This window comes from Wohlfahrtiimonas chitiniclastica (assembly GCF_002252325.1).
Taxonomy (GTDB): Bacteria; Pseudomonadota; Gammaproteobacteria; order Cardiobacteriales; family Wohlfahrtiimonadaceae; genus Wohlfahrtiimonas; species Wohlfahrtiimonas chitiniclastica.
Genome location: NZ_NEFL01000002.1, coordinates 492,019 through 507,661, shown reverse-complemented (window position 1 = coordinate 507,661; position 15,643 = coordinate 492,019). Strand labels below are relative to the sequence as shown.

General features: G+C 43.9%; 19 protein-coding genes. 5 read left to right on the top strand and 14 right to left on the bottom strand.

The window, feature by feature from the left end; genetic code table 11:
• Positions 1 to 500: 500 nt before the first annotated feature.
• From B9T10_RS07640 to B9T10_RS07615, 6 genes are all read right to left on the bottom strand, one after another.
• Positions 501 to 1,676, bottom strand: coding sequence for an AI-2E family transporter (locus B9T10_RS07640; protein WP_008316693.1), 1,176 nt, complete (start codon positions 1,674 to 1,676; stop codon positions 501 to 503).
• A 2-nt stretch (positions 1,677 to 1,678) separates the two neighbouring features.
• On the bottom strand, positions 1,679 to 2,155 hold the full coding sequence (gene greA / locus B9T10_RS07635; RefSeq protein ID WP_026165790.1) for a transcription elongation factor GreA: 477 nt from the start codon (positions 2,153 to 2,155) through the stop codon (positions 1,679 to 1,681).
• A 2-nt stretch (positions 2,156 to 2,157) separates the two neighbouring features.
• The gene (locus B9T10_RS07630; protein WP_008316695.1) at positions 2,158 to 2,583 is read right to left on the bottom strand and encodes a VOC family protein; all 426 of its coding nucleotides are present in this window, start codon (positions 2,581 to 2,583) and stop codon (positions 2,158 to 2,160) included.
• A gap of 82 nt (positions 2,584 to 2,665) precedes the next feature.
• Entirely contained in the window at positions 2,666 to 3,235 is a 570-nt protein-coding gene (gene grpE, locus B9T10_RS07625; protein ID WP_018123101.1) for a nucleotide exchange factor GrpE, read from the bottom strand.
• A gap of 69 nt (positions 3,236 to 3,304) precedes the next feature.
• Positions 3,305 to 3,496, bottom strand: coding sequence for a PA3496 family putative envelope integrity protein (locus B9T10_RS07620; RefSeq protein ID WP_008316699.1), 192 nt, complete (start codon positions 3,494 to 3,496; stop codon positions 3,305 to 3,307).
• 173 nt (positions 3,497 to 3,669) lie between these two features.
• On the bottom strand, positions 3,670 to 5,259 hold the full coding sequence (locus B9T10_RS07615; protein WP_094538196.1) for a helicase-related protein: 1,590 nt from the start codon (positions 5,257 to 5,259) through the stop codon (positions 3,670 to 3,672).
• A gap of 270 nt (positions 5,260 to 5,529) precedes the next feature.
• Here B9T10_RS07615 and B9T10_RS07610 point away from each other — a divergent pair, with 270 nt between their 5' ends.
• From B9T10_RS07610 to murA, 5 genes are read left to right on the top strand one after another with little or no spacing between them, the layout of a single operon-like run.
• Positions 5,530 to 5,826 carry a lipopolysaccharide assembly protein LapA domain-containing protein gene (locus B9T10_RS07610; RefSeq protein WP_008316703.1) on the top strand — a complete coding sequence of 99 codons (297 nt, stop codon included), beginning with the start codon at positions 5,530 to 5,532 and terminating at the stop codon, positions 5,824 to 5,826.
• A 3-nt stretch (positions 5,827 to 5,829) separates the two neighbouring features.
• On the top strand, positions 5,830 to 6,981 hold the full coding sequence (locus B9T10_RS07605; RefSeq protein WP_094538195.1) for a tetratricopeptide repeat protein: 1,152 nt from the start codon (positions 5,830 to 5,832) through the stop codon (positions 6,979 to 6,981).
• A gap of 14 nt (positions 6,982 to 6,995) precedes the next feature.
• Complete coding sequence (gene pyrF, locus B9T10_RS07600) at positions 6,996 to 7,694, top strand: orotidine-5'-phosphate decarboxylase (RefSeq protein WP_063503991.1); 699 nt, start codon at positions 6,996 to 6,998, stop codon at positions 7,692 to 7,694.
• A gap of 18 nt (positions 7,695 to 7,712) precedes the next feature.
• Complete coding sequence (locus B9T10_RS07595) at positions 7,713 to 7,964, top strand: BolA family protein (protein ID WP_008316709.1); 252 nt, start codon at positions 7,713 to 7,715, stop codon at positions 7,962 to 7,964.
• Entirely contained in the window at positions 7,954 to 9,231 is a 1,278-nt protein-coding gene (gene murA, locus B9T10_RS07590; protein ID WP_063455674.1) for a UDP-N-acetylglucosamine 1-carboxyvinyltransferase, read from the top strand. Before B9T10_RS07595 ends, murA begins: the two co-directional genes overlap by 11 nt.
• 44 nt (positions 9,232 to 9,275) lie before the next feature.
• Here the strand turns inward: murA and dnaQ are convergent, their stop codons facing one another.
• From dnaQ to serA, 8 genes are all read right to left on the bottom strand, one after another.
• Positions 9,276 to 9,956, bottom strand: a complete 681-nt coding sequence (gene dnaQ, locus B9T10_RS07585; RefSeq protein WP_094538194.1) for a DNA polymerase III subunit epsilon — start codon at positions 9,954 to 9,956, stop codon at positions 9,276 to 9,278.
• Positions 9,949 to 10,404, bottom strand: coding sequence for a ribonuclease HI (gene rnhA / locus B9T10_RS07580; protein ID WP_094538193.1), 456 nt, complete (start codon positions 10,402 to 10,404; stop codon positions 9,949 to 9,951). Before rnhA ends, dnaQ begins: the two co-directional genes overlap by 8 nt.
• Positions 10,404 to 11,198, bottom strand: a complete 795-nt coding sequence (locus B9T10_RS07575) for a thymidylate synthase (protein WP_094538192.1) — start codon at positions 11,196 to 11,198, stop codon at positions 10,404 to 10,406. The genes rnhA and B9T10_RS07575 overlap by 1 nt, the downstream gene beginning before the upstream one ends.
• Entirely contained in the window at positions 11,199 to 12,017 is an 819-nt protein-coding gene (gene lgt, locus B9T10_RS07570) for a prolipoprotein diacylglyceryl transferase (protein WP_094494124.1), read from the bottom strand.
• Positions 12,018 to 12,088: 71 nt separating this feature from the next.
• Positions 12,089 to 12,748, bottom strand: coding sequence for a thiol:disulfide interchange protein DsbA/DsbL (locus tag B9T10_RS07565; RefSeq protein WP_018123094.1), 660 nt, complete (start codon positions 12,746 to 12,748; stop codon positions 12,089 to 12,091).
• 46 nt (positions 12,749 to 12,794) lie between these two features.
• Positions 12,795 to 13,682 (bottom strand): c-type cytochrome, encoded by an 888-nt coding sequence (locus B9T10_RS07560; RefSeq protein ID WP_008316719.1) that lies wholly within the window; start codon positions 13,680 to 13,682, stop codon positions 12,795 to 12,797.
• A gap of 119 nt (positions 13,683 to 13,801) precedes the next feature.
• The gene (locus B9T10_RS07555) at positions 13,802 to 14,386 is read right to left on the bottom strand and encodes a DUF2058 family protein (protein WP_008316720.1); all 585 of its coding nucleotides are present in this window, start codon (positions 14,384 to 14,386) and stop codon (positions 13,802 to 13,804) included.
• Positions 14,387 to 14,414: 28 nt separating this feature from the next.
• Positions 14,415 to 15,641 carry a phosphoglycerate dehydrogenase gene (gene serA / locus B9T10_RS07550; RefSeq protein ID WP_094491673.1) on the bottom strand — a complete coding sequence of 409 codons (1,227 nt, stop codon included), beginning with the start codon at positions 15,639 to 15,641 and terminating at the stop codon, positions 14,415 to 14,417.
• Positions 15,642 to 15,643: the final 2 nt, after the last annotated feature.

Sequence of the window (15,643 nt, the reverse complement as noted above, 5' to 3'; positions counted from 1 at the left end):
ATAAAATATACGCTGGAATTGATTTGGTTCGAAACTTGTATTTCTGTAATCACTTCAATACAAGCTCCCACACAAACCACTTAAGATTAATCTGTTAAAGAACTCGAGGGAGTCAAGTGACTCAACCTCGTGAAGAGCAGGCTATTTTACATGATCTAAATCATTTGTCAACACCTAATTTGAAAAGTTTTTTTCAGCGAGGGAGACTTAAACAACTATCTCAACCTCTCAAAACCCTTCAAACTCACCGCTTTTCAGCAGCGCCTCGTTCAGAAGAGGTGCTCATTATAGATAAATTCAGAGAGGTGTCAACACCCTTTTTCAATTAATTTAAAAGTATTTCACAAAAACTATATTTAACAATGAGATAAAGCATAAAAATAATTGAAATTAATTGCATCGCAACGTGCCACAGCACTGCCCTATCCTAAAAACAACGACCATCCATACAAAAAAACCCGCCAATTCTGGCGGGTTGTGTGCACATATCATGCAATCTTTTAAGCATTCGGTCGTTTTCTTTGCATAAAACGGCGCAATGTTGTTTTCTTCTGAGTACCTTTACGCAATCCCACAATCTTTTCTTCCATTTTAACGTGCTCTTCATCATGTACCCACTCACGCCAAATCACTAATAAGAGCGCCATTAATACAGGACCAATGAATAAGCCTAATAAGCCCATGGTTTGTAAACCACCCACTAATCCAAAAAATGTGGGTAAAAATGGTAATTTAGCAGGCCCGCCCACTAAACGCGGACGAATGGTTTTATCCACAATAAAGAGCTGGCATGTCCCCCATGAAAAGAGAATGATGCCTTGCGTCACCAATCCACTGCCCACTAAATAGAGAGACACCATCGTCATTGACAGTGGCGCACCACCTGGAATCAAAGCAAAAATACCCGTCATGATGCCAAGGGTTAAAGCAGTGGATGATGGAATGCCCACCATCCAATACACCAAGCCAAAGACAATCCCTTCACCAATGGCAATGATCACCATGCCTGTCACGGTTGAACGAATCATAATGGGCACAACGCCAGAGATGCGCTCCCAGCGATCTAAAAACATGATGTGTCCAACTTTCGCTAGATTGCTTTGCAGTTTTTTGCCATCTTTATATAAGAAGAACAAAATAATCAAAATGAACAATAGATGAAAGCCAATGCTCGCAAACTGCTTACCTAATGACAATATATAGTTGGCAAAACTTGTCACACGCTGAAGCCCAGCAAGCTGCAATAGCTCATTGAGCCCATTTTCTTTCCCTAAGTACTCAAGCCACAACTCATTGAGCTGATGCCCAACTAAGGGTAAATTTTTAATCCATTCAGGCGTAGCACTGCCATAACGATTGAGCTGCACCAACCAATTGCTTAAACCATGAAATTCAAACAACAAATAGTGCCCAAGCCAAAACACTGGCAGAACAATCAAAAGTGTAATGATGATGATGGCAATGGTGGCCGAAGAGATGGAGCGGCCGCCCGTCATGCGGAGCAATTCTCGATACACAGGCCATGTCACCACTGCAATGATGATGGCCGCTAAACCGGGTGCAAAGAATTGATGAAAAAAGAAAACACCTGCAAAAAGCAGGGAAATAATCAGCCACTTACCCACCGGATGGTAAGTCAGTGGCTTCAATGCTGCTGCCGAATGTTTTACATTCATTATTAGAGATGCTCAACTGTTAGAATTTCATACAATTGTACACCGCCTGGTGTCTCAATGCGAACTTCTTCACCCTCTTCTTTACCAATTAATGCTCTTGCAATGGGAGAAGTAACAGACAACAACCCTTTTTTTACATTCGCTTCATGCTCACCGACAATTCTATATGTCACTTCATCATCACTGTCTAAATTCAACAATGTGATGGTGGTGCCAAAGATCACTTTGCCGGTGGGCTCAATGGCTTTAACATCAATGATCTGTGCGTTTGATAAACGCGCTTCATAATCTGCTAAACGCGCCTCTACAAAACCTTGCTGTTCACGCGCTGCGTGATATTCAGCATTTTCTTTTAAATCGCCATGCTCTCTTGCCTCTGCAATCGCTGCGATGATCGCAGGTCTTTGCACGCTTTTGAGTTCATGAATTTCTGCTTTTAGCGCTTCTGCGCCTTCCACTGTCATCGGGAATTTTTGCATCACTACCACCAACCTTTATTTTCCATATTAATCCATGGCTCTTGCGGTTCGAGCTTGTCACCTTTTTGCAACAACTCAATTGAAATGTCATCCGGTGAACGTAAAAATGCCATCCAACCATCACGCGGTGGCACATTCAATTCAATGCCTGCATCTAACACACGCTGGCAAATCTCATAAATGTTATCCACTTCAAACGCTAAATGACCAAATGCACGGCCAATGCCATACGTTTCATCTGAATTCCAATTGTAGGTTAACTCAACTTCCGCACCTGTTGGATCATTTGGGCACGCCAAATAAACCAATGTACATTCCCACTGAGGGTATTCTTTTCTGCGTGTCTCGATCAATCCAAGCACATTACAATAAAAATCTAACGACTTTTCAAGATCCGAAACGCGCACCATTGTATGTAAAAATTTCATATGTCCCTCTCAATAAAAATGATCCATATTACCCTTTAGATAATATAGATCATTTTACATTTAGACAAATCAAGCGTGCGTTTTATTGCGCAACCACTACCTGAGCGGCACGCACCAAACGATCGTTCAATGTATAACCTGTTTGCACCACATCCACAATTTCATTACTCGGTTTGCCCGTGTTTGGAATCATGGTGATCGCTTGGTGGAACTCAGGGTTCAACATCTCACCCATCGGGCGCACTTGTTTGACACCAAATTTTTCCACTGCATTGAGCAACATGCGATACGTCAGCTCAGAGCCCTCTTTAAATTTCACAAGCTCTTCAGATAAGTTCTCTTGCTTTTCAAGTGCATTGATTTCAAATTCTAATGCATCAATACATGGCAACAATTCTTTAACGAATTTCTCTAAGGCGAACTTATGGGCATTCGCTAAATCGATCTCAGTGCGGCGGCGCAAGTTTTGCATGTCCGCTTCTGAGGCCAATAAGCGTTGAAAAAGAGCATCTTTCTCTTGCGTTAACTTTACCACTTCATCCGTTAAATCGGTGTCATCGGCAAGGGCTTCTACGCACGCTTCATCCATCGATGTTTCCACCGCTGCATCTTCTGCTTGTGCCATCTCTTTCTCTTTTTCAGCATTACTCATATGTTTTTTCCTTCTAAACTTAGTGAATAGTCTGTTCATAATGAGGATCGATCTGTGATTTTCAAGAGATTAGTCATCCCAATCTTCTAAACCATCTAAATCATACTCTTTTTCAAGTTGTCTTAAGAGCGCACGCTCTTCACGCTTCGCTTCAATGTCACGCCAAGCTTGCGACTGAGAAACCTTAACCTCAGGAATCTCTTCCTCTTCAACAGAATCTTCATCCATTAAATCGTTGTCATCTTCAAAATCAGTTTTCATATGTAAAACCTCCCTTTCATAAATTTATAAAAGCCTTATATATTAAACTGAGAAAAAAGCAATATGAATGGCGGACATTTTTTAAACAATAAAAAAGGCCACCGCTGTTTATCGCGCTAGCCCTTTGTTTTATCGATCATTTATTTAATCAATCGAGATGATTAATTTATGATTTATTGATTCCCATCGATGTCAAACACACGTTTTTTACGATGCACAACTTTTACACTCTTTTTCACAGGTTTTGGCGAATTAAAGTCATCTTGCACATCGCGCGCAGGCGCTTCACGACGACTAAAGAGCTGCTTGACGCGTTTTTTATTTTGGCGCGCAACGCTCGCCTCAAATGAATCGAAGGCAAAAGGATTGCGATTTTCATTCACAATGGAATTGCCATGATTGCTGTTAAATGGATCTTCATTGTGATGGGAAATGTCTTGTGGCTGCGCTTCATAAGGCGCGTCATGTTCCGCAGGTTTCATCGGACGCTGACCAAAGGGTGTATTGCGTTTTTTCTGCGTATTTTTACCGCCAAGCTTACGCAGCCCGCGACCACGTTTTTCTGTTTTCTCAGGTTTTTCTTTATTGTTGCGATCTTTCAAGCGCAAAATATTGTGAGAACGTTGAGGTGGCGCTGCTTGCACAATGGGCAATGTCCATTTCAATTCGCTTTCCATCGCATCAATCCAAGGTGTTTCATCATTGGTCACAATCGAAATGGTGTTTGGCACATTGAATTTTTCACCCAATGTTTCAACACGTGCTTTAAATTCAATGCCCACATCCGGTAGATCAAAGAAGATCACTTTGCCAATGTCACTTAAATCTGTCGTTTGCGCCACAGATTCTGGCAACAACAACACTTTTAATTCACCCGATTGCAATTGCTCAATGACTTTCTCTTTCGCTTCTTCTGATAAATTCGCGTGCAAAATGCGTGAGCGCACCTTCCCTTGATAGAGATACTCTTCTAAACGATGGGCATTGTGGCGCGTGCGTGTGATCACCAATGTTTTTTCATCGCTGCCTTTTAACACATTGCGTAAATAGGCGCGTTTATAATTGCGGTCCACCAGCACAATGTGGTGCCCTGCCTCTGCTGCGCTGGCATCTATCTCATGGCGCACCGCTTCTGGCTCAGGCTCAACGAAGACTTTAATCTCTGGCATGGCTTTGTCATCACTTTGTGCTTTGACCACAATTTCAGGCGCATCGTCCACCATCGGTTCAACTTCCAACACAATGGGCGCCGCTTCTTTTGAGGTTTGTACAGAATCAGACAATGCAACACTCATCAATGGCAAAATTTTACAATCCGCCAATAACTGCGTCACACAAGGCTCTAAAATCGCCGCCATGTCATTCATGCCTTCTGGGGTAATGGTCATCACAAAATGAGAGGCTTGTAACACCTCTTCAGTGAGACGTTCACCGATTTGAAACGCCATCATTGGCGCGACAATCACAGGCGTTGCAAACACATGATCTGCCACTGTATGTGGATAAACGGCCGCAACACTCTCTTGCCCTAAAATGTTCGCCAACAAAATGGCCACGTCAAAACACTCAGAGACTGAATTTGTCACCACGATCATTCGGCGATGATCTGCCAATGCTTTGTGATCATTTCGCAACAACTGTAAGACATCTTTATTGAGCACAGAGGTAAAATGTAACGGTTCTAACTCAGGATAAAGATCCACGGCCTGCTGAATATGATCGCTTAATGCGTCACACAAGCTAATATTAACTTTTTTACTCATCGTAAACTTTATATAACAATTCCTTGAGGACATCCGCAGCTGAAAAGCCTGATCGTCGGATGCAATATGTAAAAACTTATACCAATTACGGAGAACTTATGGGCTGATCAACCATCAAGCCATCTCCAACATTATGAAGTTCATTCGTTAACTACTATACTGAATAATATCACAGCTGTCATTTTTTTCACACGCACAGCACACAAAAGTTGTATAACTTCGGTATAATCCTAACCATCGCTATTTTCATGCCAAACATAGGAATCATAAATGAAAAAGATTATTAAATGGATCAACTTTGTTGTCTTTTTGGTCTTTCTAACCTTAATTTTCTTCGTGCTCTATTTAAACCGCGGCATCGAAGTGCACTTTGATTATTTAATTGGAGATGCCGTCTTAACCTTGCCAGCGGTCATCAGCATCATCTTCTTGTCGGGCGCGGTGTGTGGCATCATTGTCTCTTTACTCTTAAGCCTTGGCAGTTTTGGTGAGTCTTTCCGTCAGCGCCGTGAATTGAAAGCTGCGAAAAAATCCCTCAAAAAACTACAAGAAGAGAAAGCCCTCTAATTTATGTTTGAATACATCTGGATCCTGTTACCGCTCGGTTTAATCATTGGTTGGTATGCGGCTAAACTTGACAGTTCGCGTAAACGTAAGCTCCATCAATATTTAAACCTGCGTTATTACCTTGATAAAGAGAAGGTCAAAACGCCGGTATCTACGCCTGACTCCGCGATTCCCTTAAATGTGGAAGATGAAGGCATCCACTTTACCTTAACCCTTGGCGATGCGTATCGTCGCCGCGGGGAGGTGGATAAAGCGATCGAGATGCATGAACATTTACTCCATTCCTTAGACATCAATGATGCTAAGCGTGCTGAAGTGCTGATCTCGCTGTCTGAAGATTATGTGCACGCAGGGATTTTTGATCGAAGTGAACGCACGCTCAGAGAGCTACTCTCAACACCGTATCATGATGAGGCTGCCCTTAAGCTTGCCGCCCTTTATAAACAGCAAAATGACTGGCTACAAGCGGCAAGCATGTATGAGCGCATCAATGATTATAAAACGCGTTACACCACAGAAGTTGCCCACCTTTATTGTGAAATTGCCGAGCAAGCTTTAACGGATCATGATTTAGAGCAAGCCCTTTTTTGGTCAGCGCGCGCCTTGTCTGTGGATGAAAACTTAGCCCGCGCAAGTTTAATCAATGCGTACATCGCACTCACCCATCAAGAATTTCATAAAGTGATCGATGCGCTCACTCTATTATCTGAGCAGCAACCTTCACTGACGCCCATCATTGTACCGATCATGTATCGCGCGATGATGAATGTAGAGCCGCAGCGTTTTGTACCATGGCTAGATGAGATGATCGAACGTTATCCCCATTATTTTTATTTAAAACTGTGGAAAACGCATCTATGTGTGCTCACCGATTCTCTTAAAACGGCGATCGATTATCTGACTGAGCAATTGACACACACGAAAAATCTACAAGGCATCACCCTGCTCAATCGCCTCAACAGTTTACAAGATGGCGAACATCAAGCCACATTCACCCTCTATCATGAAACGTTTCATCATGTGATTGACTACTATGCGCAGTTTCGTTGTGAGAAGTGTGGCTTCATCAGTAAAACGCTACAATGGCACTGCCCAAGCTGCCAATCATGGAATACAGCTGCGCCGGTTTCTGATATTATAGCGCTTCAAAAATAGTTACAGAGGACTCTATGCAAACAACATCACCCATCATCGTTGCCATCGATGTTGATCATACGCAAGCTGCATTGAACTTAATGGATGCACTTGATCCTGCTTTATGCCGTTTAAAAGTTGGCAAAGAGCTCTTTACCATGGCAGGCCCAAGCATTGTAGAAGCCATGCAAAAACGTGGCTTTGATGTATTTTTAGATTTAAAATTCCATGACATTCCAAACACAGTGGCGAGCGCCGTGAAAGTGGCGGCTGAATTGGGCGTTTGGATGGTGGATGTGCATGCCCTTGGCGGTCGCAAAATGATGTGTGATGCCAAAGAAATTTTAAGTGGTTACTCCACTCCACCTTTATTGATCGCAGTGACATTGCTCACGAGCATGAGTGATGAAATGGCCAATGAGATTGGCTTACTTGGCAATAAAGATGAGATCGTCACACGTTTAGCGAACTTAGTGGCGGAATGCGGATTAGATGGTGTCGTTTCTTCTGCAAATGAAGCGAGCATGATCAAATCATTACAACCAAATTTACACACGGTTTGCCCTGGCATTCGTTTAGATGATACAGTCAAAACAGATGATCAAGTGCGCATCATGACGCCACAAAAAGCTGTGGCAGCCGGTGCCGATTATTTAGTGATTGGCAGACCGATCACCCGTGCAGCAGATCCTCGCGAAGCATTGCACAACATTCTCTCTACCCTTTCCATTTAATTTGAGGAGACAGTAATTATGATGACTAAAGAAGAAGTACAAAAAAGAATCGAAGCCGGTTTAAAATGTGATTATATTCTCGTCTCTGGTGATGATGGCCGTCATTTTGATGCCATCGTTGTGAGTGCCGCATTTGAAGGCCTTGGTAAATTAAAGCAACATAAATTGGTGTATGAAACCTTAGGCGATGCAATGCAAACGGATGAAATCCACGCACTGTCTGTACACACCTATACGCCAACAGATTGGGAGCGCGTTCATGCACTCTAATGGCCATGTTCCTAAACTCATCATTGAGGGCAACGGCCCTCTGACCGGTGAAGTGGTGGCAAGCGGCGCAAAAAACGCCGTTTTGCCCATTTTAGCCGCCACCATTTTAGCCTCAGAACCCGTCACATTACACAATGTGCCTAAATTACAAGATGTGATTGTGCTCACAGATCTTTTAAAAGATTTGGGTGCAAAAGTTGAAATCAACGGCAATACCGTTGTGATTGACCCACGCAGCATCACCAAAATTCGTGCGAGCCACAATTTGGTGAAATTAATGCGTGCGTCCATTTTAGTCCTCGGTCCATTGGTCAGTAAATTTGGTGAAGCAGAAGTCTCTTTACCGGGCGGCTGCGCCATTGGTAGCCGACCTGTGGATCAGCACTTAAAAGGGTTAGAAGCTTTAGGTGCAAACATTGAGCTGAAAAATGGTTATGTATTTGCCTCAACACCGAATCATGCAAAATTGACGGGTAACCATTTCACATTTGACATGATCACGGTGACGGGTGCAGAAAACATCATCATGGCTGCCGTCTTAGCCGATGGCCGCACAGTCTTAGACAACTGCGCACAAGAGCCTGAAGTGGTGGATTTATGCGAAATGCTCATCACATTGGGCGCACAAATTGAAGGTGTGGGCACCAGCCGCCTTGTGATTGATGGCGTCATGCAATTAACCGGTGGTGAACACACCATCATGCCAGATCGCATTGAAGTGGGCACTTATTTAGTGGCGGGCGCCATGACATTTGGTGACATCATCGTCAATGATTGCACGCCAATTCATCAAGAAGCCACCATTGAAGCCCTATTGCAAACAGGCTGCGGCGTTGAAGTGATGGAACGCGCCATTCGCGTCTTCCCAAAAGCTTCAAAACTGCAAGCCATTGACATCAAAACGCAACCTTATCCAAAGTTTGCCACCGATATGCAAGCGCAGTTCATGGCATTGGCCACCATTGCGGAAGGTAAATCCACCATCATTGAAACCATTTTTGAGAATCGTTTCATGCATGCCAATGAATTGAGCCGCATGGGTGCGAACATTCGCATTGAAGATCACATGGCGATTGTGACGGGTGTTGATCGTTTATCCGGCGCTGAAGTTTCCGCCACCGATTTACGCGCATCCGCTGCCCTCATTTTAGCGGGATTAGTGGCAGATGGCACCACAACCATGGATCAAATCTACCACTTAGATCGTGGTTATGATGGCATTGAACGTAAATTAACTGGGTTAGGCGCAAAAATTCGCCGCATTTAATGCCCAATGTTAAAAAAGCCAGTGGAAACTGGCTTTTTTTATGACTATTTTTTCAGCTTTGCAAAAAAAGCATCGTGCGCGGCAATCTCTTCTGCCGTTGCGTAGATGACGCGCGTCGCTTCTGGCATCATCTCTGCTGCATTCAATAAAGATGGATCGAGCGAAACCGTTGCATGATTATCATCACCTTCTCCGCCAAAGAGCGAATCTTGCCCGCCCGTCATGGCTAAAAAGACTTGGGCAAGGATTTCGGAGTCTAACAACGCGCCATGCAACGTACGCTTAGAGTTATCAATCCCTAAACGGCGGCACAATGCATCTAAGCTGTTGCGCTGCCCTGGATACATATCGCGTGCCATTTTTAAACTGTCAATCACGCCGCATTGTGCACTCAAAGTCTGCATCTTGAGCAATTTAAGCTCATGATCTAAGAACTTCATGTCAAACGCAGCGTTATGAATGATGAGTTCTGCGCCATCGATATAATCCACAAAATCTTGTGCAATGCTTGCAAAGACAGGTTTATCACTCAAAAACTCTTCGCTCAAACCATGCACTTTAAAGGCTTCCACCGGCATGTCACGCTCAGGATTGATGTATACATGAAAGTGATTGCCCGTCAGCATGCGATCGACCATTTCCACACAACCAATCTCCACAATGCGATCACCCGTTGCCGGATCCATACCTGTGGTTTCTGTATCGAGCACAATTTGTCTACTCATCGCTTAACCCTCGTTCATTTTTCACTGCATCGGTGGCCAACGTATCGGCACGCTCATTTTCAGGATGCCCCGCATGACCTTTCACCCATTGCCAATCAATGGAAAGATGGCGATCACGCTCGATCACCAATTGCTGCCAGAGATCCACATTTTTCACAGGCTGCTGACTCGCTGTTTTCCAATCACGTGCAATCCAGCCATTGACCCACTCATTAATGCCTTGCTGCACATAACGAGAATCGGTGATCAATGCCACATGGCATGGCTTTTTTAGCGCTTGTAAACCTTTAATGGCTGCCGTCAGTTCCATGCGATTATTCGTGGTGTCTGCACAATAACCAGACAATTCCTTCTCATGACCACGATACTTTAAAATGCAGCCCCAACCGCCTTTGCCTGGGTTACCGCTGCATGCACCATCAGTATAAATATAGACTTTATCCATCATTACACAGCAACTGCGGCTTTGATGTGAGGGTGAGATTCATAATTCACCAACTCAAAATCCTCAAACTCAAAGCTGAAAATGTCTTTCTTCAATGGATTGATTTTAAGCTGTGGCAATGGCAATGGCTCGCGCGTCAATTGCAATTCAGCCTGCTCAATGTGATTGGCATATAAATGGCAATCCCCGCCCGTCCACACAAAATCACCCACATCTAAATCGCACACTTGCGCCATCATGTGAGTTAAAATCGCATAGCTGGCAATGTTAAACGGCACGCCCAAAAATAGATCCGCAGAACGCTGATACAATTGGCACGACAATTTGCCATTGGCCACATAAAATTGGAACAATAAATGGCAAGGCGGCAATGCCATGTTGGGCACTTCACCCACATTCCACGCACTCACAATAAGGCGACGGGAATCAGGATTGGTTTTAATCTGATTCACCACCTCTGTAATCTGATCAATGGTTTGACCATCTTGCGTTGGCCAGCTGCGCCATTGATGACCATACACAGGACCTAAATCCCCATTGTCATCTGCCCATTCATTCCAAATGCGCACGCCATTGTCCGTCAAATACTGAATGTTCGTATCACCTTTTAAAAACCATAACAATTCATAAATGATCGATTTTAAGTGCAATTTTTTGGTGGTCAATAAAGGAAAACCTTGTTGTAAATCAAAACGCATTTGATGCCCAAAGATGGAGTAGGTGCCTGTGCCTGTTCTGTCCTCTTTGAAGGCGCCTTCATTTTTAACCTTTGCCAGTAAATCTAAATATGTTTGCATCTATTGCCCTTTGTTGTTGCGATATGCGTAAATCATTAAGCCTAATCCGGCAACGATCATCGGAATGCAAAGGATCATCCCTGTGGTGAGCCAATCGGTTCCGAGTCGATAACCTAAATGTGCATCCGGCTCGCGGAAGAATTCTACAATAAAACGTGCCATGCCGTAACCTGCTAAGAACAAGCCCGATGCGGCGCAGCGTGGTCGTGGCTTGTTTGTGTACCACCAAAGCGCAATGAAGAGCAATAAGCCTTCGGTGATCGCCTCATACAGTTGCGAAGGATGACGATACACCAAACCATTGACCACAGGTGCATGTTCAAAGAGCACGCCCCACGTTTGATCCGTATATTTGCCCCAAAGCTCGCCATTGATAAAATTGCCAATGCGCCCGAAAAAGAGCCCTAATGGTAAAAGTGGCGCAAAGAAATCAGTGATTTGCCAAAAGCTTTTTTGAATCTTTTTGCGCACCAAAAGTGCCGCCACCAATGTGCCTAGCAATCCACCATGGAAGCTCATGCCGCTCCATTCAATCGTGTGTCCATTCCAACCTAAAATAAAGAGCGGATTTTGCAACACCTGTTCCCAACCATAAAAAATGGCATAACCCACGCGCCCACCTAGCACAGCACCAATGAATAAGTAAAAGGCAGCATCGCCCACATTCTCTTTTGTCCAAGTCGAGCCCGGCTTTTTCGCACGATAATTGCCAAGGCCAATGGCAATGAGCAATGCCACAATGTACATCAAAGAGTACCAACGCACCGCTACCGGTCCGATGGAAAAAATCACAGGGTCAATCTGCGGCGTAAATATCATATCTATTTCCAATTTCAATAAAAAAGGGCTATTCAATGAAAGCCCTTTGCTGGTCAATGAGGCAGCATGGATTACTGTGCTGTTGCAGCCTGTTCAGGCGCTTTGGCTTGTTTTTCTTTGAGTAAAGATTTAGACACTTGATCCACCGCTTCCACAATGCCTTCATAAGAAGTTGCTTTAGAGGTTTCACCGTTCACTAAATATTCACCATCAATGATGAAAAATGGCGTGTAATCTTGCTGATATTGATTTTGTACTAAGTCTAACGCGCGGTTATAACTCGCTGTGACAGGAAATGAATTCCATGTCTTTAAGAAGGTCGCTTCATCAATGCCTGCATTTTTCTGTAAATAAGCTGCAATGTTCTCAGGCTCAAAGTCACGCATGCGATCCACCATCAATGCTTGATACATCACAGGGTGGGCTTTTTCCAATTCACCCATCGCCTCTAACGTGAAAAACGTGCGGGACAATTGACCCCAAACGCCTTCCCCTGGCATATGAATGCGAACGAAATTCACATCTTCAGGCTTTGTTTTTAACCAGTTTGCTACCGGCGCTTCTAACTGATAACAGTGACCACAAGTGTAAGAAAAGACTTCCACCACTTCCACTTGTTCAGGATTAGACGTTTTCACCAATTGTGCTTTTTCTGGCAATTTAACCGATTGTGCACCGGCAAACAACATAGAGCCCACCAATAATGTGGTGCCTAAGAGTTTTTGTGACATTGATCTTAAAGACATAGCTTCACTCTCTCTTGATTAAAGGATTGACTTATTTTGGTTGCATATACTTAATGTACGTGGCCACTGCTTCGATCTCATCTTCACTCATGCGCTCTGCAATGTCACGCATCATGCCCGCAGGATCGTTGCTGCGTTTATACGTTTTGAAGTTGTGCAATTGATTGGTTAAATACTCATAGTTTTGACCGATCAATGCAGGATAAGCCGCAGGGCCATTACCCGTACCTGATGGGCTATGACACGCTGCACACGCAGGAATGCGTTTGTTCATGTCGCCACCAAAATAGATTTGCTCACCGCGCACCATCAAGGCTTTTGCTTTTGCTTCAGCTGCTGCGATTTCATCATTCGCGCCTTCTGCTTTACGCACAGCACTTTTCGCGCCACGTAAATCACGGGACATGGCTTTTAACTCTTTTGCCGCATCTGCATTGTTTGCATCGGCTTTCACTAAGGCTTTTAATTCAGCTTCTTTCGCTTCTAAAGCCGCTAAATCATTTTTGGCCTTTTCTAAATCAGTCGCCGCTTGTGTGCGTTTTGCGCTGAAATCTTCATCTAAATGATAAAACAACATCGGTTGTTTGCTGTAGTAAGCAGAGATGTTGGCAATGTCTTGATCAGACAACATGCTCGCTTGCGGGCTCATGGTCATTTCAAAACGAGAACCTGTGGCATCTTTTGATTCTTTTAATGCATGCAATTGAACACGAAGATAATTTTCGTGCTGACCTGCTAATTTAGCTTGATGTGGTAATGAGGCAACACCTTCACCATAAACCCCATGACACGCGGCACACTGCGTTTCTACAATTTTTTTTGCATCATCTGCATTGCCCACCACGTTTTGTGCATTTGATAATGCCATGGTGAGTCCTAAGGTACCGAGTGCTAATAATAGACGATTATAAGACAGCACAATAATTCTCCTACACTTTTTTTCTGTCATTGATATTCAAAATATCGATTATTCTAATACAAATGGGAAAATAATGTTACAAATTTTCCATCATTCCCCACCGTAATCCAATGGCTTATTTATTTTTCTTTGGCCAGTTCCGCCTCGTAAGCATCCCATGCAGCCCACTCATCAGCGTTATCCACTTCTTCTGTTGGATCCACCAATAAATATACCCAACGCTCTTCCATCAATTTTTCGATTTCCAATAAACGCTCAGCATTTTCCTTTGGAATCAAAGGAATATCAAATCCGTCACGATCATTGCGACAAATGGCTAAATTGCCATTGCCAAGCTGCTTACGCTGTTCGGCGGTCACATTAACGTAACGGATCTTTTTTCCATCGGGGCTAAAGTTAAAGCGATCGGTTGCACTGTCAACATTGACGCGTTTCTCATCAATGATGCGGCGCGCTTCAACACGCAACGCTTTACGCTGCTGTTTTGCTTGCACCGCTTGATTCGCTTGTGCTGACTTTGCTTTCTCTTGAGCCTCGCGGGCAAGAACCGCATCCTTTTGAGCCTTTGTCTCCGCCTCAAGCTGAGCTTTTACATCCTTGTTGCGATGCGCTTGATGCTTCGCCTTTTTTCTCTCTTGGTCGACTTTTTTAGCGCGTTCTTCACTGACAACGCCGACTTTTAAAAGTTGATCACGCAATGACACGATTCTTCCCTCTTACTTTTCAATCAAATTAGAACAACAAACGGCAACGGATTGTGCCATCAACATGTTGCATCTCTTTATACAATGCTTCAGCATCTTGTTCCGTGGATTTAACATCTAACACCACATAACCGATGTCACCACTTGTTTGCAGGTACTGCGCATCAATGTTCATGTCATAGTTAGACACTAAGTTGTTCATGGTGCGCAAAATGCCCGGCACATTATGGTGAATGTGTAAAATTCGGTGGCTGTCAGGGTTCACAGGCAATGACACTTCAGGGAAGTTCACCGCTGTAATGGTTGAACCATTATCTGAGTATTTCACCAATTTAACGGCAACTTCTACGGCGATATTTTCTTGCGCTTCCATGGTTGAACCACCAATGTGTGGCGTTAAAATCACGTTGCGGAAGTTACGAAGTGGCGTGATGAACTCATCTTGGTTTGATTTTGGCTCAACAGGGAAAACGTCAATCGCCGCGCCCGCTAAATGTTTAGACTCAATCAAATCTGCCAATGCTTGTAAATCCACCACTGTACCGCGTGATGCATTCAATAACACGGCACCTTTTTTCATACGGTTGAGGTTTTCACGGCTCATTAAGTTTTTCGTAGAGGCATCTTCTGGCACATGAAGCGTGACGATGTCAGAAACCTCTAACAAACGCTTCAAATCTAATGGCTCAGAGTTACCAAGTGCCAATTTTGTTTCTGTATCATAATACACAACGTTCATGCCAAAGCTTTCAGCAAGGATGCTCACTTGTGTCCCGATGTGACCATAACCGATGATGCCAAGTGTCTTACCACGCACTTCATGCGAACCATTGGCAGATTTTAACCAACCACCTTCATGGCACACATAGTTTTTCTCAGGAATGCCACGCATGAGCATGATCATCTCTGCAATCACCAATTCAGCCACCGAACGTGTATTGGAATACGGCGCATTAAACACAGGAATGGCACGCGCTAAGGTCTCTTCGAGATCCACTTGATTCGTACCAATACAGAAGCAACCAATGGCCATCAATTTAGGGGCTTGATCGAGCACTTCTTTGGTGATGCGTGTGCGTGAACGAATCCCGATGATGTGCGCATCTTTCAAGGCTTCGATCAATTCAGCACCTTCAAGGGCTTTTGCATAGGTCACCACATTGGTGTAACCCGATTTATGCAAACATTCCACAGCAGAGGGGTGAATGCCTTCAAATAAAACGATCTTAATCTTTTCTTTAGCTAATGAGTACATTT

What these genes read in the sequence shown, in the direction of transcription:
- pyrF (WP_063503991.1), top strand. Translation starts at nt 6,996, where the DNA reads ATGCAAACAACATCACCCATCATCGTTGCCATCGATGTTGATCATACG.
- greA (WP_026165790.1), bottom strand. Translation starts at nt 2,155, where the DNA reads ATGCAAAAATTCCCGATGACAGTGGAAGGCGCAGAAGCGCTAAAAGCA.
- B9T10_RS07575 (WP_094538192.1), bottom strand. Translation starts at nt 11,198, where the DNA reads ATGCAAACATATTTAGATTTACTGGCAAAGGTTAAAAATGAAGGCGCC.
- B9T10_RS07610 (WP_008316703.1), top strand. Translation starts at nt 5,530, where the DNA reads ATGAAAAAGATTATTAAATGGATCAACTTTGTTGTCTTTTTGGTCTTT.
- B9T10_RS07615 (WP_094538196.1), bottom strand. Translation starts at nt 5,259, where the DNA reads ATGAGTAAAAAAGTTAATATTAGCTTGTGTGACGCATTAAGCGATCAT.
- dnaQ (WP_094538194.1), bottom strand. Translation starts at nt 9,956, where the DNA reads ATGAGTAGACAAATTGTGCTCGATACAGAAACCACAGGTATGGATCCG.
- serA (WP_094491673.1), bottom strand. Translation starts at nt 15,641, where the DNA reads ATGTACTCATTAGCTAAAGAAAAGATTAAGATCGTTTTATTTGAAGGC.
- lgt (WP_094494124.1), bottom strand. Translation starts at nt 12,017, where the DNA reads ATGATATTTACGCCGCAGATTGACCCTGTGATTTTTTCCATCGGACCG.
- murA (WP_063455674.1), top strand. Translation starts at nt 7,954, where the DNA reads ATGCACTCTAATGGCCATGTTCCTAAACTCATCATTGAGGGCAACGGC.
- B9T10_RS07620 (WP_008316699.1), bottom strand. Translation starts at nt 3,496, where the DNA reads ATGAAAACTGATTTTGAAGATGACAACGATTTAATGGATGAAGATTCT.
- B9T10_RS07630 (WP_008316695.1), bottom strand. Translation starts at nt 2,583, where the DNA reads ATGAAATTTTTACATACAATGGTGCGCGTTTCGGATCTTGAAAAGTCG.
- B9T10_RS07595 (WP_008316709.1), top strand. Translation starts at nt 7,713, where the DNA reads ATGATGACTAAAGAAGAAGTACAAAAAAGAATCGAAGCCGGTTTAAAA.
- B9T10_RS07640 (WP_008316693.1), bottom strand. Translation starts at nt 1,676, where the DNA reads ATGAATGTAAAACATTCGGCAGCAGCATTGAAGCCACTGACTTACCAT.
- rnhA (WP_094538193.1), bottom strand. Translation starts at nt 10,404, where the DNA reads ATGATGGATAAAGTCTATATTTATACTGATGGTGCATGCAGCGGTAAC.
- B9T10_RS07605 (WP_094538195.1), top strand. Translation starts at nt 5,830, where the DNA reads ATGTTTGAATACATCTGGATCCTGTTACCGCTCGGTTTAATCATTGGT.
- grpE (WP_018123101.1), bottom strand. Translation starts at nt 3,235, where the DNA reads ATGAGTAATGCTGAAAAAGAGAAAGAGATGGCACAAGCAGAAGATGCA.
- B9T10_RS07565 (WP_018123094.1), bottom strand. Translation starts at nt 12,748, where the DNA reads ATGTCACAAAAACTCTTAGGCACCACATTATTGGTGGGCTCTATGTTG.